The sequence below is a fragment of the Sporomusa aerivorans genome (assembly GCF_041428895.1).
Lineage (GTDB): Bacteria > Bacillota > Negativicutes > Sporomusales > Sporomusaceae > Sporomusa > Sporomusa aerivorans.
Map to the genome: position 1 here is coordinate 2,255,842 of NZ_CP156926.1, position 23,003 is coordinate 2,278,844.

General features: G+C 48.4%; 22 protein-coding genes and 1 riboswitch. All 22 genes read left to right on the forward strand.

All coding sequences use genetic code 11. The features are described from left to right. The first annotated feature begins 37 nt into the window (after positions 1-37). The 22 genes from SATMO3_RS10325 (at position 38) to SATMO3_RS10430 (ending at position 23,003) form a co-directional block, all read left to right on the forward strand. Positions 38-730 carry an oxalate oxidoreductase subunit delta gene (locus tag SATMO3_RS10325; protein WP_371380619.1) on the forward strand — a complete coding sequence of 231 codons (693 nt, stop codon included), beginning with the start codon at positions 38-40 and terminating at the stop codon, positions 728-730. A gap of 44 nt (positions 731-774) precedes the next feature. Then, a complete protein-coding gene (locus tag SATMO3_RS10330; protein ID WP_371380621.1) occupies positions 775-1,065 on the forward strand; it encodes a 4Fe-4S dicluster-binding protein in 291 nt (96 codons plus the stop codon). A gap of 12 nt (positions 1,066-1,077) precedes the next feature. After that, positions 1,078-2,322: an oxalate oxidoreductase subunit alpha gene (locus SATMO3_RS10335; RefSeq protein ID WP_371380623.1), complete on the forward strand. Its 1,245-nt coding sequence runs from the start codon at positions 1,078-1,080 to the stop codon at positions 2,320-2,322. Positions 2,323-2,338: 16 nt separating this feature from the next. Beyond that, the gene (locus tag SATMO3_RS10340; RefSeq protein WP_371380625.1) at positions 2,339-3,301 is read left to right on the forward strand and encodes an oxalate oxidoreductase subunit beta; all 963 of its coding nucleotides are present in this window, start codon (positions 2,339-2,341) and stop codon (positions 3,299-3,301) included. A 128-nt stretch (positions 3,302-3,429) separates the two neighbouring features. Continuing rightward, on the forward strand, positions 3,430-5,010 hold the full coding sequence (locus SATMO3_RS10345; protein WP_371380627.1) for an L-lactate permease: 1,581 nt from the start codon (positions 3,430-3,432) through the stop codon (positions 5,008-5,010). A 38-nt stretch (positions 5,011-5,048) separates the two neighbouring features. Beyond that, complete coding sequence (locus SATMO3_RS10350; protein ID WP_371380629.1) at positions 5,049-5,273, forward strand: hypothetical protein; 225 nt, start codon at positions 5,049-5,051, stop codon at positions 5,271-5,273. Positions 5,274-5,334: 61 nt separating this feature from the next. Then, complete coding sequence (locus SATMO3_RS10355; protein WP_371380631.1) at positions 5,335-6,669, forward strand: chloride channel protein; 1,335 nt, start codon at positions 5,335-5,337, stop codon at positions 6,667-6,669. A gap of 84 nt (positions 6,670-6,753) precedes the next feature. Continuing rightward, complete coding sequence (thiW, locus tag SATMO3_RS10360; RefSeq protein WP_371380633.1) at positions 6,754-7,260, forward strand: energy coupling factor transporter S component ThiW; 507 nt, start codon at positions 6,754-6,756, stop codon at positions 7,258-7,260. Positions 7,261-7,435: 175 nt separating this feature from the next. Next, positions 7,436-7,551: riboswitch (molybdenum cofactor riboswitch) on the forward strand. A gap of 186 nt (positions 7,552-7,737) precedes the next feature. Beyond that, positions 7,738-9,771 carry a sigma-54-dependent Fis family transcriptional regulator gene (locus SATMO3_RS10365; RefSeq protein WP_371381701.1) on the forward strand — a complete coding sequence of 678 codons (2,034 nt, stop codon included), beginning with the start codon at positions 7,738-7,740 and terminating at the stop codon, positions 9,769-9,771. Between the two features lie 311 nt (positions 9,772-10,082). Further along, positions 10,083-11,108, forward strand: a complete 1,026-nt coding sequence (locus SATMO3_RS10370) for a molybdopterin-binding protein (RefSeq protein ID WP_371380634.1) — start codon at positions 10,083-10,085, stop codon at positions 11,106-11,108. A 79-nt stretch (positions 11,109-11,187) separates the two neighbouring features. Beyond that, positions 11,188-13,944: a molybdopterin-dependent aldehyde oxidoreductase gene (locus tag SATMO3_RS10375; RefSeq protein WP_371380636.1), complete on the forward strand. Its 2,757-nt coding sequence runs from the start codon at positions 11,188-11,190 to the stop codon at positions 13,942-13,944. 127 nt (positions 13,945-14,071) lie between these two features. Continuing rightward, positions 14,072-16,378, forward strand: a complete 2,307-nt coding sequence (locus SATMO3_RS10380) for a pyridine nucleotide-disulfide oxidoreductase/dicluster-binding protein (protein ID WP_371380638.1) — start codon at positions 14,072-14,074, stop codon at positions 16,376-16,378. A gap of 12 nt (positions 16,379-16,390) precedes the next feature. Then, positions 16,391-16,600: a DVU_1557 family redox protein gene (locus SATMO3_RS10385; RefSeq protein ID WP_371380640.1), complete on the forward strand. Its 210-nt coding sequence runs from the start codon at positions 16,391-16,393 to the stop codon at positions 16,598-16,600. Then, complete coding sequence (trsM, locus tag SATMO3_RS10390; RefSeq protein WP_371380642.1) at positions 16,597-17,211, forward strand: DVU_1556 family methyltransferase; 615 nt, start codon at positions 16,597-16,599, stop codon at positions 17,209-17,211. Before SATMO3_RS10385 ends, trsM begins: the two co-directional genes overlap by 4 nt. 200 nt (positions 17,212-17,411) lie before the next feature. Then, complete coding sequence (locus SATMO3_RS10395) at positions 17,412-17,687, forward strand: hypothetical protein (RefSeq protein WP_371380644.1); 276 nt, start codon at positions 17,412-17,414, stop codon at positions 17,685-17,687. Next, positions 17,680-18,450 (forward strand): XdhC family protein, encoded by a 771-nt coding sequence (locus tag SATMO3_RS10400; RefSeq protein ID WP_371380646.1) that lies wholly within the window; start codon positions 17,680-17,682, stop codon positions 18,448-18,450. The genes SATMO3_RS10395 and SATMO3_RS10400 overlap by 8 nt, the downstream gene beginning before the upstream one ends. Beyond that, the gene (locus tag SATMO3_RS10405; protein ID WP_371380648.1) at positions 18,443-18,754 is read left to right on the forward strand and encodes an XdhC family protein; all 312 of its coding nucleotides are present in this window, start codon (positions 18,443-18,445) and stop codon (positions 18,752-18,754) included. Before SATMO3_RS10400 ends, SATMO3_RS10405 begins: the two co-directional genes overlap by 8 nt. A 36-nt stretch (positions 18,755-18,790) precedes the next feature. Beyond that, the gene (locus SATMO3_RS10410; protein ID WP_371380650.1) at positions 18,791-19,231 is read left to right on the forward strand and encodes a DVU_1555 family C-GCAxxG-C-C protein; all 441 of its coding nucleotides are present in this window, start codon (positions 18,791-18,793) and stop codon (positions 19,229-19,231) included. A gap of 43 nt (positions 19,232-19,274) precedes the next feature. Next, positions 19,275-20,336 (forward strand): XdhC family aldehyde oxidoreductase maturation factor, encoded by a 1,062-nt coding sequence (locus SATMO3_RS10415; protein ID WP_371380652.1) that lies wholly within the window; start codon positions 19,275-19,277, stop codon positions 20,334-20,336. Continuing rightward, positions 20,315-21,439 (forward strand): DVU_1551 family NTP transferase, encoded by a 1,125-nt coding sequence (locus tag SATMO3_RS10420; RefSeq protein WP_371380653.1) that lies wholly within the window; start codon positions 20,315-20,317, stop codon positions 21,437-21,439. The genes SATMO3_RS10415 and SATMO3_RS10420 overlap by 22 nt, the downstream gene beginning before the upstream one ends. Positions 21,440-21,562: 123 nt before the next feature. After that, complete coding sequence (locus SATMO3_RS10425; RefSeq protein WP_371380655.1) at positions 21,563-22,699, forward strand: aminotransferase class V-fold PLP-dependent enzyme; 1,137 nt, start codon at positions 21,563-21,565, stop codon at positions 22,697-22,699. Next, positions 22,686-23,003, forward strand: a complete 318-nt coding sequence (locus SATMO3_RS10430) for a hypothetical protein (RefSeq protein WP_371380657.1) — start codon at positions 22,686-22,688, stop codon at positions 23,001-23,003. The genes SATMO3_RS10425 and SATMO3_RS10430 overlap by 14 nt, the downstream gene beginning before the upstream one ends.

Genomic DNA, 23,003 nt, shown 5'->3' on the forward strand with positions numbered 1-23,003 from the left:
CTTAAGTCAAATCCAAAGAATTAAAGGGGGAGAGAAAATGACACTGGCGGTTGCTGTTGACGCCAAGATGCAGGAAGTTACTGTATGGACTAGGGGCGTAACCCTAGCCAAAGAAGCCCGTGATACGGCTACCCTGCTCGCCAAAGCCGGTAGCCTCGAAGGCAAGTATAATCAATTTTTCGACAACTATGTAGATTTGCCTGACCGGATCGGTGTTCCGGTTAAGAGTTACGCCCGGATTAGCCCTGAGCCAATTGAGACCTATTACGAATATGAGAACTATCATCCGGATGTTGTTGTGCTGGCTGAAGAAACACTTATCAAGGGCAATGACATTTTGAAGGGCTGCAAGGATGGGACTGTTGTTGTAATCAATACCAAGCGGGATGTTAACAAGCTGGTCAAATATCTGTCACCTAGAGAAAACCTGGGCAAGGTAAAAGCGCTTGCCGCTATCGACGCTGATGCTTTGGGAGCCGGTGTTTTCCATACCTTCGACGGCACTGAGGGGTGTATTGACGATACTAAGATTGGTGCAGGCGTTGGTGCCGCCATGGCCGCTGCTGCTGCCAAGGCCAGCGGTATTGTTAAATTGGAGTCCCTGCTCAAAATTGCCGAAAATAAAACGGCTGTTGAACAAGGCTGGGAAAGAGTTGTTATATTGCCTTTTTGTAACGGTGAAGCCGGCTGCCCTGTAAATCCGAGCAAACTGGAGCTTGAATGGAAATAGGTGGTTTTGATGCTGGTAAAGGTAAATTTTGAGGAGGTGTAACCATGGCAAAAGTTTATAAACAAGTGCCATTTGCGGCTATTGTTCCTTCCCCTCAGAAAGAAAACGAGGGTATGATTACCGGGAACTGGCGGTATCTCCGTCCAGTCGTTGATAAAGAGCAATGCACCGAGTGTAAAACCTGCTATATTTTTTGTCCTGATGCCTGTGTTAATTACTCTAAGGACAGCGGAATCGATTTTAACTTAAAGTATTGTAAAGGCTGCGGTATTTGCAGCAACGTTTGTCCGGTAGGAGCCGTAAGTCGCGTGCCTGAACTTGATTTTGATGATTAAGGAGTGAATAAGATGCCGATTAAGAAAAGAGGTACAGGTTTAACTGCGGTTGCCGACGCTTGGCAGCTTGCCGATATCGATGTTTCAGCATCCTATCCTATCCGCCCGTATACTGCGGTTATGGCTGAATTAGCAAAGCGTATTGCTAACGGAACCATGCAGTGCGAAATGGTTCATGGCGAAGGCGAGCATGCGCAGTTCAGTATTGCTCATGGCGCTTCCATGGCTGGCGCCCGTGCCACTACCGGTACTTCCGGTGTAGGCGTAACTTATGCTTTTGAAACGTATTCACCAATTGCCGGCAGCCGCTGTCCGATCCAGGCCCTTATTGGCGACCGTACGTTGGATCCCCCCGGCGACTTTGGTTCCGAGCATACTGATTGCCTGACCCTGCGCGATAACGGCTGGATTTATGGCTGGGCGCAGGATGCCCAGGAATCATTGGATAACAGCCTGATATATTTCCGTATAGGTGAAGATCCTGAAATTATGCTGCCGCAGGTCGTAGCCATGGACGGTTATTTTGTTACTCACATTGCTCAGGACTACGAAATGCCTGATCAAGAGCAAGTTGATAAATTCCTGCCTAAATTTAATCCTAAATTCCGTCTTGACGTCAAGAATCCCGTTATTATGGGACCGCAAATTGAGCCGGAAATGGGACCTCCTCTGGAGTGGGACCGCCATGTGGTTATGACCAAGGTTAAAGAAAAAATTGTTCAGGTAACCGAAGAGTTTGCCAAAATATTTGGCCGGACGTATGCTCCGTTTGTCGAAGAGTATATGACTGAAGATGCCGAGATGGTATTTGTGCTCCAGGGCGCTCACGCCGTAACCTGCCGCAGCGCTATCAAATATCTGCGTGAAGCAGGCTATAAAGTTGGCATGTGCAGACTTCGCTGGATCCGTCCATTCCCGGATGAAGCATTGGCGCAAATTCTGCCTAAATTTAAAGTCGCCGGTATCGTGGACACTGGTACTTCCTATGGCGCTCCCTGCGCCGGCGGTGTTCTTTCAACAGAAGTGAAAGCCGCGATGTCCGAAGTTGCCAATAAACCAATCCTGCAAAGCTTTACCTCCGGTTTGGGCGGCGAGACCATTACTCACGAAGAGTTCTTCGCCATGGCCGAAATGATGAAGGAAACCCTCAAGACCGGTAAGCTCATTCAGGCCGGTACCTGGGTTAATTTCAATGATTATCATGAAGGCGCTTCCCAGATTAATGCTGCTAAAGCCGAAGCTGCCCCCAGTAAATAATAAGGAGGAGTAAACGATGGCAGTTGCTGAGTTAATTAAGTCCATTGCACACACAACGGATCTTGTGGACACTTATGTCCCCGGACACCGTACCTGTGCAGGTTGCGGCCCGGCTCTCGGATATCGCCTGGTAGCCAAAGCTGCCGGTAAAAATACTATCTTTATTGGTCCAACTGGCTGCATGTATGTTGCCAATACCAGTTATGCCTGCGGTCCCTGGGCCGTGCCCTGGACCCATGCCCAAATCACCAACGGCGGTGCCGTGGCTTCCGGTATTGCCGAAGCTTTCCGGATGATGATTAAGAAGGGGAAAATTCAGGACGAATACCCCAACATTATCGTAATGGCCGGTGACGGCGGTTGCTCTGATATCGGTCTTCAGGCTATGTCGGCTATGTTTTATCGCGGACATAAGGTTCTTTGCGTCATGTATGACAACGAATCTTATGCCAATACCGGTATTCAGGTTTCGCCGTCAACTCCGTATGGCGCTACCACTATGTTCACTCCGGCTGGTCCGGCTATCCCGGAAGCCAAGAAACATCACCTGAAAGATCCGATGCCAATATTCTGTGCCGGCGGCCATCCATATCTTAAATATGGCGCGACCGCTTCCATCGGCTATCCAATCGACCTGATGAATAAGGTTCGCAAAGGTCTGTCACAGGATGGCCCGGCTTTTGTCCACCTGCATGTTCCGTGTCCGAAGGGCTGGTCTTTCCCTGCCGATCGGACAATCGAGATTGCAAAACTGGCAGTTGATACCGGCATGTGGAATCTCTATGAAGTTGAAGATGGCAACTGGGCCAACAAGAAATTCAATATTGCTCCTAAGACTCTTAAGCCTGTTGACGAGTATCTCCAAACCCAAAAACGCTTCTGTCACCTGCAGCCTGAACATGTGGCCACAATTCAGGGGTTTGTCAATAACCGTGCGAAAGCGCTGGGTATGGAAGTACCGCTTCCGCCAGCTAACTAGCGTGTCACAAGTAAATAGGCGTTAAGCCATAAGTCCCTGGTTCCGCTATGAACAAAAGGAACCAGGGACTTACTAATGCAAGGACTCGACCGGCACGCAAATCAGGAATTGGAAGGAGGCACGGTTGTATGGATAAGGGTGTTGCCTTAACCTTTACAAACTGGATACTTGCTTTCCTACCTATTTTAGTATTACTATCCACTATTTTACTTTTCAACTGGGGTGCGCCAAAATCTGGAGCAGTCTCATGGTTTACGGCAGTATTCATCGGACTGGTTGCTTTTGGCGGCGACCCGCGACTCTTAGCTCTGGCAAATAGTAAAGGTATGGCTATGTCACTGTATGTGTTACTGATCATCTGGGGAGCGGTTTTTCTCTACAATTTTGTTGATAAGAATGGTGCTATCAAAGTAATTGGTGATACCATGATTAAAGTTACCGAAGAAAAACTGCTGCAGTGTTTACTTATGTCCTGGTGTTTTGCCAGCTTTATGCAGGGAATAGCCGGTTTCGGCGTACCTGTGGCCGTAGTCGCGCCAATTATGCTGGTTATGGGCTTTTCACCGGCTGTTGCTGCGGCTACCTGTCTAGTTGGTCATTCCTGGTCAATAAGTTTTGGTTCCATGGGTTCGTCTTACTACACTATCCAACTGGCAACAAAGATACCAGGGGATATTATCGGACCGTGGATGGCTATCTTGTTTGCTATTCCCATTTACGCTACCGGCATTGCGGTATGCCATATCTATGGCGGGTTCCCTGCTGTTAAAAAAGGCTTGCCGGCAGTACTGATAACAGGTACTGTAATGGCCTTCATGTGCTGGTTTATGAATAAGCTGGGCGCGGCTCAGTTAGCGACCTTAATTCCGGCGCTCTTCGGCTGTGGGACAATGGCCATTTTGGCTAAAACCATTTACCGTCATGAAGCCGATGGAACTAAAGAAGACGATGAAAAGCCGTATATGGGCTTTCATCTGGCGTTTTCTCCTTATTATATTCTAATTACTTTATGTATTATGACGCAGATCAAATCAATAGCAAGTATTTTCAACCCATATACCTGGGGACTGGATTATCCGGCTATAACGACGGCTGCCGGCTTTGCTGTAAAAGCGGAAAAAATGTATTCCAAAATTAATATTTTTTCCCACCCGGCGCCACTATTGCTCTTTGCGGCATTCTGCGCATTTATGATTTTCAAAGCGACCAGCAAGTGGAAGCAGGGCGCGTTTGACGGAGCGCTCAAGGCTACTATCTCCCAATGTGTTCCCACCAGTATCGGGATCACAAGCATGGTTATGATGGCCCTAATCATGAATGATACAGGAATGACCAATTTACTGGCTCAGGGTATTGCCAAATCGACAGGCATCTTATTCCCGGTATTTTCACCATTTATCGGTGTGCTGGGAGCCTTCCTGACCGGGAGCAATACAAACTCGAATGTTATGTTTGGCGCGTTGCAGTATGAGACGGCTAAAGTATTGGGGATCAGTACGGTTATTATGTGCGCCGTACAGTCTGTCGGCGGTTCAGTCGGTTGCTCCATTGCCCCGTCAAAAGTATTGATTGGTTCGGCTACCGTTGGGCTTGACGGCCGTGAAAGCGAGGTCATGAACCGGACAATACCTTATTGTATAATTATTTCGCTGCTTGTGGGCATAAATGCCTGGATCTTTGCCTACATGCTGTTTAAAGATTTGCCTTAGGTTAAAAGGCGTATGAATTATACAAAGGAGGTATTGTAATGAGTGCAAACCCTGCGCCTAATACCAATCCTACAGTCGTCATAGCGCCGGTATCCTGGCGGAAAAAATATCGTGCCCCGCTTATGAATGCCGCCTTCTGGGGATTTTGGATTGGCTTTTATCTCGCGCATCAGGGCGGAGTCACCAACAATAGCACAATGATTAATTTGTCGTACCTGATATTTACTCTGTCCTGCCTGGTGCCACTGGTTACAAAGAAATAATGGAGGGGAAATGCCGCTGTTGCGGCATTTCCTTATTTCTTACTCAAAGGGAGGTATGCCGGTGACTATAAGTGTAATTTACTATATTTTGCGATGGACTAGTCTGGCGATATCAACCGGAGTTATCGTAGGAGCCGGCGTAGCCGCTTTTTTAAGACTGCTGTCCTGGTCTATCAGCGCTTGGTCAGAGATGGAATATTACTATTTTTTCTTACCCGTTTTTCTGTTACTAAACCGTGTTTTGGTTAATCTGCTGGCTTTTCACAGTGCCGGCGGGAGCGATATGGTCCTTGAGGCCATTCATCGCCAAAATGGTAAGCTCTCCTTAGCCGGAATCCCGGCAAAAATGGGGGCAACTGTTATTACTATTGCCGCAGGCGGATCGGCCGGCAAAGAAGGACCCGCCGCCCAACTGGGTGCAACTCTTGCGTCGGCGTGGGCACGATTGCTAAATATTGAAAATAATGATTGCCGCAAAATAGTTATTTGCGGTTTATGTGCTGGATTTGCCTGTGTATTCGGGACACCTGTCGCCGGTGCTGTTTTTGGTGTAGAAGTGCTGTTTATCGGCAAGCTGCTCTATGATACTTTGTATCCGGCTTTTCTGGCGGCAGTGACAGCCTACTTAACCTGCCAGCTATTGGGGGTCGCTTATTTTTATCAGCCTGTTTATGTTGCAGCAGGTGGCTGGCTGGTGGTGCAGGCCATCTTGCTCGGACTAGTTTGTGGTTCAGTGGCTGTGCTTTTTATAAAGAGTATTCAATGGTGGCAAGAGCTGTTTGTCTGCTGGCGTTTACCTCAATATATAAATACCATTATTGGCGGTATATTGCTGAGCTTGGTAGGTTATTTTATTAGTCCGCTGTATCTGGGCTTAGGCTTGGAATTATTTGAGGCCGGTATCAACGGCCAAAACTTAGCCGCGACTGCTTTTTTCTGGAAAACAGTAACAACCGGCATAACGCTTGGCTGCGGTGGAACAGGGGGCATTATCACTCCCGTTATTGTTGTCGGGGCGGCAACCGGCAATTTGTTCGGGCAGATTTTAGGAAGCCTCGATGTGTCCGTTTATTCCGCCATTGGTATGGCGGCTTTACTGGCTGGAGCTGTAAATACTCCGGTAGCGGCTGTGATTATGAGTGCCGAGCTTTTTGGCGGTGAAGTGCTGCCGTATACTGCGGTGAGTTGTTTAATCAGTTATTTAGTCGCCGGGCACCGAAGTGTCTACCCCAGTCAAATAATTTTTTCCGGTAAGGTTCCCTTTCTGTGTGATGACGAGGGGAAAACAGTTAGATGCGCCCGGCGTGAGGCCAAAAAGGCATTTTTAGCAATTAATGCTAAAATCAATGCAGGAAGATGTTGTAACAAAGAGAATACAGACAGCAGGGACAGGTAACTTTTAGCTGTCATTGCGTATGGGCATAGTAACGCTTTAGAAAAAAGAGGATAAGCAAATTCCCGGAAAGGAAGTTTGGACAATATGCAAATTAGGAAACTGGCGTATACCGCTATCTTTATGGCTGTTGGCGTATTATCGGCGCATTTGGTTTATATTCCGGTGGGTGTCGCTAAGTGCTTTCCGTTACAGCATGTAATTAACATCCTGCTGGCTGTACTTTTAGGCACGCGATATTCCGTTTCAGCCGCATTCGGCATTGCTTTACTGCGTAATATTTTGGGCACTGGCTCCGTTCTGGCCTTTCCCGGAAGTATGGTAGGGGCGGCTCTGGCTGGCATGATGTATCAAAGAACGCATAGCATCTGGGGCGCCATTATTGGTGAAGTCGTTGGAACCGGCATTTTCGGCGCATTACTGGCCTATCCTATAGCTAAATATTTTATTGGCTCATCAGCCGGAGGGTTCTTCTTTATTGTTCCTTTTATGGTCAGCACAGTAGGCGGTAGTATTATTGCCTACGTATTGTATAAAACAGCCATTCCGGCAGTACTTACCAAAAAACTTAATATTGGCGACAGGGCTGATTAATTTCGGACGGTGGCTTGTTTTCAGAAAGCTTTCTAATTTGCAGAAATAGAAAGCTTTTTTTGTTTGGCTTACTAAGGAAAAAAGTAATTTAAATTAATTACAAAAATATGGAAAGGTATTTGGAAAATGCAGGATTTTACGACTAAGTAACGAATATATATAAAACAATAAATAGAATATTCAGTAACTCCAAATCTGAGGGTCTAATGGAAACTATGACCATCAGATCGATGGGTTTTCCGGGAAACCGGACGACCTCCCGCTGCGGAAAGGAGTCAGTGCATGATGGAGACAGGGCGCTCATCCTTCTGGCGTGTCCTGTTTTTTCTTTATCCTGATAGAAAGTAAAGTATAACTTTTGCCTGGATAAGGGCTACATCGGCCTCGCTCTTTAGATCTTTTTCGCGCGTATGTTATTTTTTCACAGTCGCACCTTGTTGAGTAAATTTAAGACAGGCAGGTGTTTTTTTTGTGACTATGTATGCTGAGAATAATTTTGATGGCACGCTGGCCGGATGGCTAAGGTTTACGTCACCGCTAAAAAATAAGGATAAAAACTATAAGTATGCCGTTAGACGAGATATATTGGAATCATGGATACGATGCCGTGAGGCCAAGGTGAGCCCGACTGATAATCGCATACATCTTCAGCTCGAATACACTAGCCTTCAGGTTATGTTGCGGCAGAATCAGGAACTTATCAGAATTGCTAAGCCTTTTATGGAAAACCTGTATAAGATTGTAACCGGTTCCGGTTTTGTAGTTTGCCTGACAGATGTACGCGGATATATTATGGAGATATTGGGAGACAAAGACACTTTGCTTAACCCGATAACAGTCAGTTTTTTTCAGGGGGCAAGCTGGAGTGAGGAAGAGGCTGGCACCAACGCCATTGGTACAGCTCTGGTAATAAAGAGGCCCATACAGGTATCAGGTTCGGAACACTATTGCCGCAAACACCACTGTCTGACTTGTTCCGCCGCCCCCATTCTCGATGCGCAGGGAAATCTTCTGGGGATTCTCGATGTTTCCGGGGAATCTACGGCCGCGCATCTGCATACGCTGGGAATGGTTGTTGCAGCTGCTGAGGCGATTATGGCTCAACTAGGCATCCGCAAAAAGAATAATGAACTAAAAGTAATTAATCACCGCCTGACAAATATATTTAACACAATGTCCGATGGTGTGATTCTGGTTGATAATAACGGTGTTATCAGCGAACTAAATCCTGTCGCCCAAAAGATACTTGATGCTGATTTGGGTAAACCGGAAGTCAAGCCGGGGGTTCAGGTGGAGAGCATCTTGGGGACGAAACAAACCTTTATTCGCAGAATGCTGAAATGTAAAGAATCCTGTCTTGATGTGGAAATTATGCTTGATACCGGTCAGGGGCTTAGTCATTGCCTGGCCTCAGGGGAACCGGTTACCGATGAACAAGGCTTTGTTACCGGCGGTGTTATTATCCTGCGGCCGATAAAACAGATTCAGAGCTTAGTTAACCGCTTTATCGGGCATTATGGGACACTGCAGTTTAGTGACATTATCGGTGAAAGCAAGGCTATATTGGAAGCTATCCGGATAGCCTCGCTGGCTGCGACAACGATGGCGAATGTTTTGCTCCAGGGGGAAAGCGGCACTGGCAAAGAGATTTTTGCCCAGGCTATTCATAATCGCAGTGACCGGCGCGCCGGTCCCTTTATTGCCGTTAACTGCGGGGCTATACCGCGGGAACTGATTGGCAGTGAACTGTTTGGCTACGGCGATGGTGCCTTCACCGGCGCCAAACGTGGCGGCAAGCCGGGAAAATTCGAACTGGCCTGCGGCGGAACCCTGTTTTTGGATGAAATTGGCGATATGCCGCTAGAACAACAGGTCGCCTTATTACGGGTATTACAGGAACGAAAGGTAAACAGAATCGGATGTGATAAAGTAATTCCCATTGATGTGCGTGTCATTTGCGCTACAAATAAGCACTTAATGAAAGAAGTGGAAAAAGGAACGTTCCGTAAAGATCTGTATTACCGGCTGGATGTTATCTCCATTACCATACCGCCTTTAAGGGAACGCCCGGAAGATATTGTCCCCTTGTTTAATCATTTTCTGGAAAAGTTAGATAAACAGTCCCGGAGACTTGTCGTTAGTCCGGAAGTCATTGAACGGCTTGTACGCTATAGCTGGCCGGGTAATGTACGTGAACTGCAGAATGTAGTGGAGCGGATTGTGAGCCTGACAGAAGGTCAGCTTATAACGCTGGCAAATTTGCCGCAGGATATCTGTAACCGGCAACCGGCGAGTGTAGCAGGCATAGTTGCAAACAGTCCGGATGATACGCGGCCGGAATCTGTCTGCAGGCGGGAACAGCGCCGGGTTTACCTGGCGGAAAACGAACGCCAGGAAATTGTGGCTCTGCTATCCAGTCACCGGGGCAATGTCAGTTTGACGGCCAAGTCCATGGGGGTGTCGCGTAATACCTTATACCGGAAAATGAAGCAGTACGCTATCTACAACTAAAGCATAAAGTGTCCCACAAGTGTCACATAAAAGTGACACTTGTGGGACACTTAACGGAGCAGATTACATAATTTTGAAGAATCAACTGGACAAAGGCCGGTTGATTCTTCCTTTTTTTTTGATATACTGTGAAATTTTTCTGATTAATTAGAGGCTCTGCGGCTCGTGCTTTGACAGTATACTTGATGGGACCGTATTTTTTATTTATGTAGGATTCGCAAGGTTGGTATGAATCTTGCGTTCTAAAGGTATAGCAAACAGGTGGTAAGGCGATGGTTACGCAGATAAGATTTAGCTAAGGAGGGCGGTCCATGAGAGTAATACCTGTATACCAGGCTGAAGGCATGGTACTTTGTCATGACATTACCGAGATTATTCCGGGAAAGAGAAAAGGTAGAGCTTTTAAAAAAGGGCATGTAATTCGTAAAGAAGACATTGATAAACTGCTTAACATTGGCAAAGAGAACATCTATGTCTGGGAAGTAAATGATAAGACCCTGCATGAGAATGAAGCCGCAGCCAGATTTGCCAAAGCAGTGGCCGGACCTGGCGTCGTGCTGGCAGAGGCAGCCGAGGGGAAGGTGGAAATAAAGGCCGGCAGGACCGGGTTGATTAAAGTCAACATCGATGCACTGGACCGGATTAATGATATTGAGCAAATTGCAATCGCTACCCTTCACTCCAATCAGATGGTGACTGAAGGCAAGAAAATTGCAGCCTGTAAAATCGTTCCTTTAGTAATCGGCACGGAGAAACTGCAGAGAATTGAGCAGATATGCACTGATTATCAGCCGGTAGTAATGGTAAAGCAGTTACTACCATACAAAGTCGGCGTTGTGACAACCGGCAGTGAAATCTATCACGGCCGGATAAAAGATTGTTTTGGCCCTGTGCTTACTGAGAAGTTTGAAGGGTTAGGCAGTTCGGTTTTAAGGCAGGTATTTGTGCCTGACGATGTTTCTGAGATTGTGAAAGCCATTCATGGCTTGCTTGCCGAGGGGGCCGATATGATTGTTACTACCGGTGGCATGTCTGTGGACCCCGATGATGTTACTCCTTCCGGTATTCGGGCTGCCGGCGGGCTAATTGTCACTTATGGAGCGCCAACTTTGCCCGGGGCCATGTTTATGCTGGCTTACTTTGGCATTGTTCCGGTTCTAGGCTTACCCGGCTGTGTAATGTATCACAAAAGTACAATCTTTGATCTTGTGGTTCCCCGGCTGTTAGCAGGGGAAGTGCTGGACAGGCGGGATATTACCAAGTTGGGGCACGGCGGTTTGTGCTTGGTATGCGAAGAATGCCGCTATCCCGAATGCGGCTTTGGCAAAGGCATTTAATGAATGTTAAGCCTTGTATATTTCGGAGATGCAGAAATCTCCTGAAATATAGAAATTTTCAAAAAGGAGACAAGAGCAGATGCAAAAAAAAGTGCTGAACATCAATGGTTTGCCCAGAACGCTAATTGTTGATCCTGAAGCCACTCTGGCAAGCGTACTCAGGGAACAATTACTGTTAACCGGCTGCAAGGTTGGCTGCAATCAAGGTCAATGCGGGACTTGTTCGATTATTATGGATGGCCGGGTAATCAGATCTTGCGTTATGAAGATGAAAAGAGTGCCTGATGAAGCGCAAATCACTACTATTGAAGGTTTGGGAACACCTAACAACCTTCACCCGCTGCAGGTGGCCTGGATGGCATATGGCTGTGCACAATGCGGCTTCTGCAGTCCTGGTTTTATCCTGTCGGCAAAAGTTTTGCTTGATGAGAATCCCAATCCCGCCAGGGAAGAGGTCCGCGAATGGTTCCAAAAGAATCGTAATGCATGCCGGTGCACAGGCTACAAGCCTTTAGTCGATGCTGTTATGGCAGCTGCCCGGGTTGTCCGCGGCGAAATTCGTAAAGACGAGCTGATGTTTAAACCTGTCGGTAATAAAATTTACGGCACCACCTATCATCGTCCGTCTGCGTTGCAGAAAGTTACCGGTACCTGGGATTTTGGCGCTGATGTTGGTTTGCAAATGCCGGCGGGGACATTGCGCTTAGCACTTGTTCAGGCAGAAGTATCGCATGCAAATATTAAAGGCATTGATACTGCGGCCGCTGAAAAAATGCCTGGTGTATTCAAAGTAATTACTCATAAGGATGTTAAAGGCAAAAACCGGATTACCGGCCTGATTACTTTCCCGACAAACAAAGGTGATGGCTGGGACCGCCCTATTCTTTGCGATGAGAAAGTATTCCAGTACGGCGATGCGATTGCTATTGTCGCCGCCGATACCGAAGAGCACGCCAGAGCGGCAGCTAAAGCCGTCAAGGTTGATCTTGAAATCCTGCCGTCCTATATGAACGCTCCTGCTGCTATGGCTCCTGACGCCATTGAAATACATCCCGGTACACCCAATGTGTATTATGAGCAAGGAGTTGTAAAAGGCGAAGACACCAAGCCGATTATGGATGATCCCGGTGTTATTACCGCCGAAGTGGAAACCTACTGCAGCCGTCAGCCGCACTTGCCGCTGGAGCCTGACTGCGGTTCGGCTTACATTGATGAAGAAGGTCGTTTGACAATCCACTCCAAGAGTATTGCCCTCCACCTGCACCATGCCATGATTGTTGCCGGTATCGGCATTGAGCCGGAAAAGTGCCGCCTGGTCGCCAACCCGACAGGCGCTACCTTTGGTTACAAATTCAGCCCGACCAATGAAGCTTTGCTGGGGGTTGCCTGCCTGGCTTGCGATGGTAAACCGGTTTCACTTAATTTCAATATGTACCAGCAAATTACCTATACCGGCAAGCGTTCGCCTGCGCTCGTAAAAACTAAGCTGGCTGCCGACAAAACAGGCAAACTGCTTGCTATGGAAACCAACTGGTGGCTTGATCACGGCCCATACAGCGAGTTCGGCGATCTGAACTTAATGCGCCAGGGTCAGTTTACAGGGGCTGGTTATAATATTCCTAACATTCGCGGCAAAGGCAAGTGCGTATGCACCAACCACGCCTGGGGCTCCGCTTTCCGCGCTTACGGTTCGCCCAAAGCTTTCCTGTCCTCGGAAATATGCATAGATGTCTTGGCGGAAAAACTGGGTATGGATCCACTGGAATTCCGCTACAAGAATGTCTACCGTCCCGGGGCAACTACGCCAACCGGTCAGGTGCCGGAAGTTTTCTGTCTGCCGGAAATGCTTGATAAAATCCGTCCATACTGGGAAGAAGCCAAAAAGCGTTGTAAAGAGCTTTCCACGCCTGAGAAAAAACGCGGCGTAGGTTTGGCAATTGGCATGTACGGCTGCGGCTTGGACGGCCCGGACAGCTCGCACGCCTGGGCTGAATTAACCAAAGAAGGTGTATCCATCGGCAGTTCCTGGCAGGATCATGGCCAAGGCGCCGACCTTGCATTTTTAACTCACGCCCATGAAACCCTCCGGCAAATGGGAATAACGCCGGAACAGATCAAACTGGTAATGAACGATATGGCCTATACTCCGGCCAGCGGACCGTCGGGCGGCAGCCGTCAAAATGTTATGACCGGCAATGCAACCCGGGTTGCCTGCGAAATGCTGGTAAATGCAATGCGCAAACCGGATGGGACATTCCGTACTTATGACGAAATGGTGGCGGAAAACATTCCGCTTCATTATAACGGCTCCTGGACTGCCTCCATGTGTACCGACTGCAGTCCCGATACCTGCCAGGGAAATCCGTTCCCAATCTACATGTATGCTGTTTTTATGCCGGAAGTGGAAGTCGATATGAAAACCGGTAAAGCTACCGTAGTCAGATTTGTAACCGTACAGGATATTGGCACGATTACCAACAAGTCAACATGCGACGGCCAGGTCTATGGCGGCTTGGCCCAGGGAATTGGTCTTGCTCTTACCGAGGACTTCGAAGACCTTAAAAAGCATACCAGCCTTGTCGGCTGCGGTTTTCCCTTTATCAAGGATATTCCGGATGATATGGAAATCATCTACAACATTACTCCGCGTGAGCATGGACCGTATGGTGCTGCCGGCGTAGGCGAAGGTCCGTTAACTTCGCCGCATCCCGCTATTCTTAATGCAGTCTATAATGCCTGCGGCGTTCGTATCTTCTCAGTACCGGCACTGCCGGAAAAAATAAAAGCCGGTTTAGAGACACTGGCAGCTAAAGAACAAGCCGCCGGCGGCAAATAATCTGATAATGTAAGACTACGCTTCAGTTGGGCTTGTCCCAACTGAAGCGTAGTCAACCTTATCCAGTAGAATAAGGTTATGGATTACTCACTACTTACGTTTTTTTACAGTGGAGAGGGGGTTCGCTATGGATCAGCAACTACTGCGTCAACGGGAAGCGAAATGTGTTCAAGAGAATCCACCCGGCTGTACTGCCCGATGTCCGGTCCATGTTGATGTACGCGGTATAGTAAATGCTGTCCGGCAGGAAGACTATGCGGCAGGTTTTGCCGTGCTCCAGAAAATGGTTCCGTTTCCGGGAATTATCAGCAGGATATGCGACCAGCCCTGCCAGCAGGCGTGCAAGCGTAGCGAGCTTGACGATCCTATTTTTATCCGGGCAATGGAGAAAATCTGTGTTGATAACGCCGCAGCCGCCAGATTTGCCGTTCCCAAAGTTAAAGACAAGCAAGTGGCTGTCGTGGGAGCTGGCCTGAGCGGCTTAACGGCAGCCTGTGAGCTTGCACGCAAAGGATATAAGGTAGTTGTTTTTGAGGCAACCGACCGCTTGGGAGGGAGTATCTGGGATATACCAGAGTCTCAGTTGCCCCGTCAGTTAATTCAAAACGACTTTTCCGTTCTGGAAGGATTGCCATTGGAAGTCGCCTATAATGCTCCCGTGACATCGCTAGACAGTCTTTATGAAAAGTATGATGCTATTTATTTCGGCACCGGGCTTGTTCGGGACAGGAGCATAAGCTTCGACCTCGCTTTGGATGCTGAGGACGGAATAAAAATTGAGCCGCTAACCTTGGCAACCAGCCATGGTAAAGTTTTTGCAGGGGGAAGCCTCCGCCGCAAGGCCGGAATTTCTTCGCCAATCAGCTCCATAGCCGACGGTAAGATCGCGGCAGTATCCATTGACCGGTTATTACAGAATGCATCGCTTACGGCCAACCGAGGAAATGAAGGACCTTTTGAAACAGCGCTCTACACAAATATCATGGGCCTAAAACCGGAGCATATGGTACAGGCAAGTGAGCCGGCGAGCGGTTATACCAAGGAGGAAGCCTGTCAGGAAGCCAACCGCTGCCTGTTATGCGAGTGTCTTGAATGTGTAAAAGCGTGCGAATACCTAGCTCATTACAATTCGTATCCCAAACGGTATGTACGTGAGGTATATAATAATTTATCAATTGTAATGGGGATTCATCGTGCCAATAGACTAATTAATTCCTGTAGTCTTTGCGGTCTGTGCGAAAGGGTGTGTCCGGGCAAGCTGAATATGGCTGAAATTTTCTCTGAGGCCCGTAAAATAATGGTGACTAAGGGTAAGATGCCGCCGTCAGTGCATGATTTTGCCTTACGGGATATGCAATTTAGCACAGGCGAACAATTTACGCTTATCAAGCACCAGCCAGGTTTTGCCTCAAGTGAACTGGTATTTTATCCCGGCTGTCAGTTAGCCGCATCTTTCCCAGGCTATGTCAAGCAGATCTATCAATTCTTGCGTGAGAAGACGACTGGCGGAGTTGGCTTAATGCTGGGATGTTGCGGGGCGCCGGCCACCTGGGCCGGGCAGGAAAAGTTATTTCTGGCGGCAATGAAAAATCTGGAAGAAGGCTGGCGCAGTCTGGGCAGCCCCAAGGTTATCACCGCATGTCCTACCTGTTATAGCCTGTTGAAACAAAATTACCCTGACATGAATGTGGAAAGTTTATGGACGCTGTTTGAGCGGATCGGTTTGCCGGCAGGTCAATGTTTGGATGGTGAGCCGCGCAGGCTGGCGATACATGACAGTTGTACAACGCGGTATGATGCCGAGCTGCAAAACAGTGTAAGGAATATCGCCGGCAAGTTGGGATATGAAATTGAAGAGTTGCCTTTATGCCGTGAGACTACAGTATGCTGCGGTTATGGAGGCTTAATGCTTTATGCCAATAAAGAGGTTACGCATAAAGTTATAAATAGAAGGATTAAAGAAAGTGAGTCAGATTATCTAACCTATTGCGCCATGTGCCGTGATAATTTTGCCGGCCGGGGCAAACAAGCGTATCATTTGCTGGATTTAATTTTTGGCAAGACCGATGCTGAGGTGACTGGCGGAGAAGGACCGGGGCTTTCAAAACGGCAAGAAAACAGAGCAAGATTAAAAACATCACTATTGCATGAAGTATGGGGTGAAAAGGTGAACGCAAAGCAAGCTTCTGTTAAAGTTGTTATTCCCGATGCCGTCTTACGGGTTATGGAAGAGCGAATGATTTTGGTTGATGATGTTACGCAAGTGATCGCGCAGGCCGAAAGCAACGGCAATAAACTAAAAGATGCAGAAAAAGGTTATTATATTGCATATTTCCAGCCGGCCAGCGTCACCTACTGGGTAGAATACCAGCCGCACGAAGATGGCTTTATCGTTCGTAACGCTTATTGTCACAGAATCAATATTACCGGATAGCGGAGGATGCAAATGAGCAACATGACAGGACAACAGCAGGTAAATATTACCTGCTTTAAGTGCGGCATTGCCTTAACACTCGGCAAGGTAACTTTGACTTATCTTGGCAGCAGCTTTCCGGTTGAACTGTATAGATGTTCGCAATGCGGGCTGGTGTATATTCCGGAAGAGTTGGCCAACGGTAAAATGCAACAGGTAGAAGCTGCGCTGGAGGATAAATGATGCTTCACCAACACCCTGGCGAACTTGCGCTTACCCGGCGGCTTATTGAATTATGCTCGTTTGTACCTGGCGCCAAGGTGCTTGATGTTGGCTGCGGTACAGGCGCAACGATGCGGTATATCCATAGCGTCTGCCGGTTGGAGACAATCGGGATAGATTCATCGGCAGAGCGTTTGAATGAGGCCAGAATGTGTTCGCCAGGCCTAACGTTCATTCAGGCGTCAGGCGAAAGCCTGCCGTTTGCGCCTGCTATGTTTGATGGGGTGCTAGCCGAGTGCAGCCTGTCGGTTATGCAGGATGTAGGCTTAGCTTTACAGGAAATCAGCCGCGTTCTTGTCCCAGGGGGGAAAATGGCTATCACTGACCTCTATTTGGCCGATTCCGATAGTTCGGCCGGGTATCTGAACAAAAAACAACAGCAGACAATTCTCAGGGAGCTCGGCTTTACCAGCCTTGTCTGGGAAGACCAGTCGGCTTTTTTGCGAGAATTCGTTGCTCGCTATATTATGGAGCATGGTTCAATGGAAGAACTTTGGCAATGTGTAGTAACTTCCGGGAAAAAGATAGGATACTTTTTGCTGGTAGCTGAAAAAAAAGCAACGAAAGGATGAAACACTTTGGAGAAAACAACATGCCCCCGCTGTGATAAGGAGTTGGCTGACAATGCACCTTTGTATCAGTGCTGCAGGTGTTTTACCGTGTATTGCAAGAGTTGTGACGGCACCAATGAAGGGCGGAGTTGTCCAAACTGCAGAATGGGACCACGTTTAATACTTTCTGCGGCAAAATAAGATATAGGGAGGGGTCCGGCATGAAGGAAGAAAACGTGTTGATTGATAAAATTGAAGCAGACTGGGTTATTGTCGAAGTGGTTGACAAAAATACAGGACAAATGTTTAGAAGAAATTTACCTGTAGGCTATTTGGAAACTGATAACGGCATAGTTTTAACCGGCGAAGCCATGGATGGAACAACAACTCACATCAATTTTTTATCTGAAGCCGCACTCGCCAAAATAAACGATTTACTTGGTAAAGGTCCTGACAAAGCACGGTGTGATACGAAAGAGGATGTAAATCATGTTTAATAAGCTTTTGTCGGCAGTGGAGGCTGGCGGAAGTGTAAATGTTCTGACTGTCATTGACTGTGTGCCGGCAGATGCAGTTCAGATCGGGCAAATGATTATTGTTGAGAAAGATGGAAATGCGGCTGGACAGCTGGATTCGACGCTTCTCGAAAAAATAAAGGAAACGGTGCAGAAAAGCGTATGGGTTAAACCGGTAATCATCACGCTGGAGGCTCAACAGGGAGGAAGTGTTCGGCTGTTTTGGGACCGGCTGGTGAAAAAGCGCAGTGCGGTGGTGTTTGGCGGCGGGCATATCAGCCAACCGCTGGTACAAATGCTTTCATTACTGGATTTTGCTGTGACGGTCATTGACGACCGGCCGGAGTTTGCCAATACAGCCAGATTCCCCGGGGCCAGCAAGGTAATCTGTGAAAACTTCCAGCAGGCAGTCCAGCATATATCAGTGGATAGTGATACGGCAGTTATTATTGTTACCCGCGGGCATCGCTATGATCTCGATTGTCTGCGCTCTACTATGGACAGCAATGCCGGCTACCTCGGGATGATTGGCAGCAGAAAAAGGATTAGGGAAATTATCAAGCTGATAAAAGAAGAAGGAGCGCCGCCGGATATTGAAAATCGGCTAAGGGCGCCGATTGGCCTTGATCTTAAAGGGGAAACTCCTGCTGAAATAGCAGTCAGCATTGCCGCCGAAGTAGTAGCCGTTTTTCGGGGTGGATCGGCCGCGTCATTAAGCGCGGCGAGAGGGTGTAGTCATGGATAAAGCATTTTTACAAGAAATTTGTCAATTGCAAAATCAGGGTGAAAAAGCCGCCCTGATTACCATTGTGGAGACGCGCGGTTCGACGCCCCGTAAAGCCGGCAGTACAATGCTGGTTTTACCGGATGGCAGATCCTTTGGTACTATTGGCGGGGGCTGTGGCGAAGCTGAAGTCAGGCGGCAGGCCTTAACCGCACTTGACGGCAACCGGTCCAAACTGTATACGGTAAGAATGCTCAATGATGCGGCGGCCGATGAAGGAATGGTTTGCGGAGGCGTTATGGAAGTGTTTATTCAGGTAATATAGCGAGTAAACGGTGCGGGCAAAAAAAGGAGGATGACTGTGAACGAATTGTTTTTTAAGCTGCTGGAGCTATCACAAGCAGGCTTCTTTTGTAGTCAGATCCTGCTTATAATTGGCTTGGAGGCCCAAGGTAAGGAAAACCCTGAACTGGTGCGGGCCATGTCCGGTTTAAACGGGGGAGTGGGGTTTTGTGGCAAGACTTGCGGAGCTTTGACCGGTGGGGCGTGTCTGATCGGCCTCTATACCGGTAAGGGAACTCTGGAAGAGATGGAGGACAGCCGTGAGAACGACATGATCCGGGAATTAGTAAACTGGTTCGAAGGAACAGCGTGCGCCGGTTATGAGGGAACTAACTGTGACAACATTTTGGAAGGTGATCCTGCCAATAGGGTAACACGTTGTCCACAGCTTGTTATAGATACTCTAAGTAAAGTCGAAGAAATTCTGGCGGCCAATGGATATACCCTTTCCGGCAGTTAGTTTAGTGGTCCACTATAAAAAAGTGGCGGCTAGGAGGGTGGATGTGAAAAAGCTATATCAGAACTTAATTCAACTGCTTTCATCCGGTCAAAGCGTAGTGGTGGCTACTGTTTTTCACAGTGCGGGTTCGGCGCCCAGGTCGGCAGGGGCCAAAATGATTATCTGCGCAGACGGATCCATTATTGGCACGGTTGGCGGAGGAAAGCTGGAAGCCGAGACAATCAAACTGGCCGAAGCAGTGCGGCAAACCCGCCAGTCGATGATTCAACCATTTGATTTAAGAGGCGCGGATGCTGCCAGTACAGGGATGATCTGTGGCGGACAGGGACAAATTCTGCTCGATTACTTAGATGCGAACGACCCGGGTAACACATTGATTTATGAAGCTGTTCTATCGATTATGGACAAGGCGCAAAAGGCGTGGCTGATAACCGAGCTTACCAGCGAACCGGTGGCTGGCCGGAAAAGGCAACAATGCCTGGTTAAGCAGAATGGCACTATCGTTGGAAATTTTGTATGCGAACCGGCGTTTTTAGAAAAGCTCGCCGCTGGTCCGGCCAAGATTTCCATTCATGCCGATGTTAAGGAAGACCGGAACTTTTTGGTTGAGCCAATCAGGACGCCCGGAGTGGCCTACCTGTTTGGTGCCGGTCATGTTTCCCGGCAAATCGCCCGCCTGACAGATATGGTTGGTTTTATTACGGTGGTTATCGATGACCGGCCTGTTTTTGCCAATAAGGAACGCTTTCCCCAGGCGGAAGTTGTTGTGGTAGAAAATTTTGAATGTATATCGCAGCTTAGCATTAACAAAGACAGCTACCTTGTTATTGTCACCAGAGGGCATTTGCATGACAATATCGTTCTGGAACAGGCTATAGAGACTAATGCCGCCTATATTGGCATGATTGGCAGCAAGAAGAAACGGGAACATATATTCCGGAATCTACTGGCAAAAGGTGTCAGTCAGGAAAACTTAAGGCGGGTTCATTCCCCGATAGGTATTGACATTATGGCTGAAACGCCGGAGGAAATAGCGGTAAGCATTGTGGCCGAGCTGATTAAAGCCAGGGCGGAGCGGGAAATATGTGCAATTCAAGGGTCGTAGGTCTAATCGTGGCGGCAGGGTATTCTTCCCGCATGGGAGCGTTTAAACCCCTGCTGCCGGTAGGTGAGAAAACGGTAATTGAGACGGCAGTAGACAGTTTGCGTCTCAGCGGTATTAAGGATATCCGGGTGATAGTCGGCTACCGGTCAGCCGAATTATACCCTTTATTGGAACGATTGCAGGTGGACGTTATCGAAAATCGGAATTATGCGGCAGGCATGTTTTCTTCGGTTATCACGGGGCTTAAAACTTTTAGCGGTGAAGAAGAAGCTTTTTTTCTGTTGCCCGGAGACACCCCTTTAATTAGAAAACGCAGCATTAAGGATTTGATAAGGGTATTCCGTCAGACCGGTGCGGCCGTTATATATCCTGTTTTTAACGGGCAGCGGGGACATCCGCCGCTTATCAGCGCCAAGCTGTATGATAGTATCCTAACGGGAGATGGGGCAGGCGGACTCCGGCATATTTTAGACCGGTTTACTGCAGACAGTGTAGAGGTGGCGGTAGCCGATCAGGGGGTGCTGCTTGATATCGATACACAAGAGGACTATAGGCAGCTTATTCAGTTTTACGAACGGCGCAAAGTGCCTACCAGCGAAGAGTGTCTGGGTATGTTACATAAGTATCAGACCAGTGAAAGAGTCCAACGTCATGGGCTGGAAGTGGCCAAAGTCGGCCGCCGGCTGGCAGAACTGCTCTCCGGGGCGGGATTTAGTATTTGTACTGAGTTAGTTGTCGCCGGCGGTCTGGTGCATGACTTGGCCAAAGGCAAGCCAAACCATCCGGAACGCGGGGCAAGAATGGTGCGGAGTATGGGGTTTTCCAGTCTGGCAGGCATTGTAGCTTCTCACATGGACTTGGAATTTGCGGCAGAGCGTGATATTGACGAAGCGGCGCTTGTGTTTCTGGCCGATAAGTTAGTGCAAGGCGAACAAAGAGTGTCCTTAAGCGAACGCTTTAAGCCTGCGCTGGAGCGATTTGCCGGCAGTCCCGAAATACTGGCTTCTATTTTGCGTCGCCAGCAGACTGCCGAAATCATCCAGGGGCGGGTTGCCGGCCTTTTGGGCGTTAATAGTGTTGACGAATTATATGAAATCCAATAAAGATTTTTTTATAGCCGGGCAGTGAGTAACGCTCGCTGCTGGCGCTAAACCTGCGTTTTACTCACTGCCTGGCTGTAAATCTTTGGTGGATACTATAGAGTATGGCAATAGGAGGTAAAAGTTATGGAGCCGGTATATTTTAACAATGCCGCGACTTCCTGGCCTAAGGCGCCGCAGGTAGGAGAAACAGTAGCTGCCTGTATTAACGGTTTGCCTCATCATGCCGGCCGCGCCGGTTTTAGCGGACCGGATGTTCCTGGTAAATGCCGCAGTTTGCTGGCAGATTTACTGCAGGTGAAATTTTCTGAACGCATCGTTTTTTGTCCGAATGCCACCCATGCTTTAAATATTGCGTTGCAGGGTTTCGGCTGGCGAAAGGGAGGAGCCATAGTTACCTCTGTTGCCGAACATAACTCGGTATTGCGGCCGCTCTACTATCTCGCCAAGACCAGGAGGTTATCCGTCTATAAGGTTCCTGTTGATAAGGAGGGGCGGATTATACCGGCAGAATGGCAGGCGGCGATTGGCAAATACAAGCCGCAGCTGGCCGTATTTACCCATGCTTCTAATGTAACCGGGGCGATAAATGACGCTGCCTTGCTGGCCGGGATGGCTAAGGCTGCCGGTGCTGCAACGCTTCTGGATGCATCACAAACTCTGGGACTGGTACCGGTTTTGCCGGAACACTGGGGGATTGATCTTTTAGCCTTTACCGGACATAAATACTTGTTAGGACCTACAGGTACAGGCGGTCTTTATATAGCTCCCGGCACAGAGCTAAATCCGGTATGGGTAGGCGGGACCGGCATACAAAGCGACCTTGACGAGATGCCTGCTCTCCTGCCTGTTCGTTTCGAAGCAGGAACACCCAATGACGCGGCGTTTGCCGGGCTGGCGGCCGCGTTAGCCTGGTCCGGTGAAAACCCGCTGGATAATGTTGACGGTATGCAGGGTAAGATTGACCGGCTGGCGGCAGGCCTTACCGCCCTTGGCGCTGATATTATTGATGTCAGATCGCCGCGGACCCCGGTGATTTCCTGTACGTTAAAGCATTGGACGGTAGAAGACGCCGGGGAAGCCTTGCACAAGAGCTTTGGCATTATCTGCCGCGCCGGACTGCATTGCGCGCCGCAGATTCACTCCTTTTTAGGAATGGCTCCACGGGGGACTATCCGGTTTAGTTTATCGCGCTTTACTACCGACACAGAAGTTGATTATTGCCTGGAAGCAATTGGGATGATGCTGCATGAACCATTTTAAATGGAAAAAGGTTGAGAATTGTTTTGGCGGAGCCAACGTTTATGAGTATCGACTTGCTGTCAGGATAGACGAAGCCTTACTGGCATGCTTTGGCGGCCTTGGCTCGCTTACATGTCATAGGAACTTTCCGCGCCCTTTTTTTCAAACAACTCTTGCCGACGGCACATCTTTTAAAGGCGTAATCAATGATTCTGTCATAAAAGTCAGTTTTCCTGACGGTGATGCCGCGACAAGCAAAAACAGTTTTGACAATTTACTGGCGGAAATGCTGGCAAAGCATATTGTAACAGGAGAGAGGGAGTAG

Bases quoted from the DNA above. Each gene is read 5' to 3' on its own strand.
- SATMO3_RS10325 (WP_371380619.1), top strand. From the start codon at position 38: ATGACACTGGCGGTTGCTGTTGACGCCAAGATGCAGGAAGTTACTGTA.
- SATMO3_RS10330 (WP_371380621.1), top strand. From the start codon at position 775: ATGGCAAAAGTTTATAAACAAGTGCCATTTGCGGCTATTGTTCCTTCC.
- SATMO3_RS10335 (WP_371380623.1), top strand. From the start codon at position 1,078: ATGCCGATTAAGAAAAGAGGTACAGGTTTAACTGCGGTTGCCGACGCT.
- SATMO3_RS10340 (WP_371380625.1), top strand. From the start codon at position 2,339: ATGGCAGTTGCTGAGTTAATTAAGTCCATTGCACACACAACGGATCTT.
- SATMO3_RS10345 (WP_371380627.1), top strand. From the start codon at position 3,430: ATGGATAAGGGTGTTGCCTTAACCTTTACAAACTGGATACTTGCTTTC.
- SATMO3_RS10350 (WP_371380629.1), top strand. From the start codon at position 5,049: ATGAGTGCAAACCCTGCGCCTAATACCAATCCTACAGTCGTCATAGCG.
- thiW (WP_371380633.1), top strand. From the start codon at position 6,754: ATGCAAATTAGGAAACTGGCGTATACCGCTATCTTTATGGCTGTTGGC.
- SATMO3_RS10365 (WP_371381701.1), top strand. From the start codon at position 7,738: ATGTATGCTGAGAATAATTTTGATGGCACGCTGGCCGGATGGCTAAGG.
- SATMO3_RS10370 (WP_371380634.1), top strand. From the start codon at position 10,083: ATGAGAGTAATACCTGTATACCAGGCTGAAGGCATGGTACTTTGTCAT.
- SATMO3_RS10375 (WP_371380636.1), top strand. From the start codon at position 11,188: ATGCAAAAAAAAGTGCTGAACATCAATGGTTTGCCCAGAACGCTAATT.
- SATMO3_RS10380 (WP_371380638.1), top strand. From the start codon at position 14,072: ATGGATCAGCAACTACTGCGTCAACGGGAAGCGAAATGTGTTCAAGAG.
- SATMO3_RS10385 (WP_371380640.1), top strand. From the start codon at position 16,391: ATGAGCAACATGACAGGACAACAGCAGGTAAATATTACCTGCTTTAAG.
- trsM (WP_371380642.1), top strand. From the start codon at position 16,597: ATGATGCTTCACCAACACCCTGGCGAACTTGCGCTTACCCGGCGGCTT.
- SATMO3_RS10395 (WP_371380644.1), top strand. From the start codon at position 17,412: ATGAAGGAAGAAAACGTGTTGATTGATAAAATTGAAGCAGACTGGGTT.
- SATMO3_RS10400 (WP_371380646.1), top strand. From the start codon at position 17,680: ATGTTTAATAAGCTTTTGTCGGCAGTGGAGGCTGGCGGAAGTGTAAAT.
- SATMO3_RS10405 (WP_371380648.1), top strand. From the start codon at position 18,443: ATGGATAAAGCATTTTTACAAGAAATTTGTCAATTGCAAAATCAGGGT.
- SATMO3_RS10420 (WP_371380653.1), top strand. From the start codon at position 20,315: ATGTGCAATTCAAGGGTCGTAGGTCTAATCGTGGCGGCAGGGTATTCT.
- SATMO3_RS10425 (WP_371380655.1), top strand. From the start codon at position 21,563: ATGGAGCCGGTATATTTTAACAATGCCGCGACTTCCTGGCCTAAGGCG.
- SATMO3_RS10430 (WP_371380657.1), top strand. From the start codon at position 22,686: ATGAACCATTTTAAATGGAAAAAGGTTGAGAATTGTTTTGGCGGAGCC.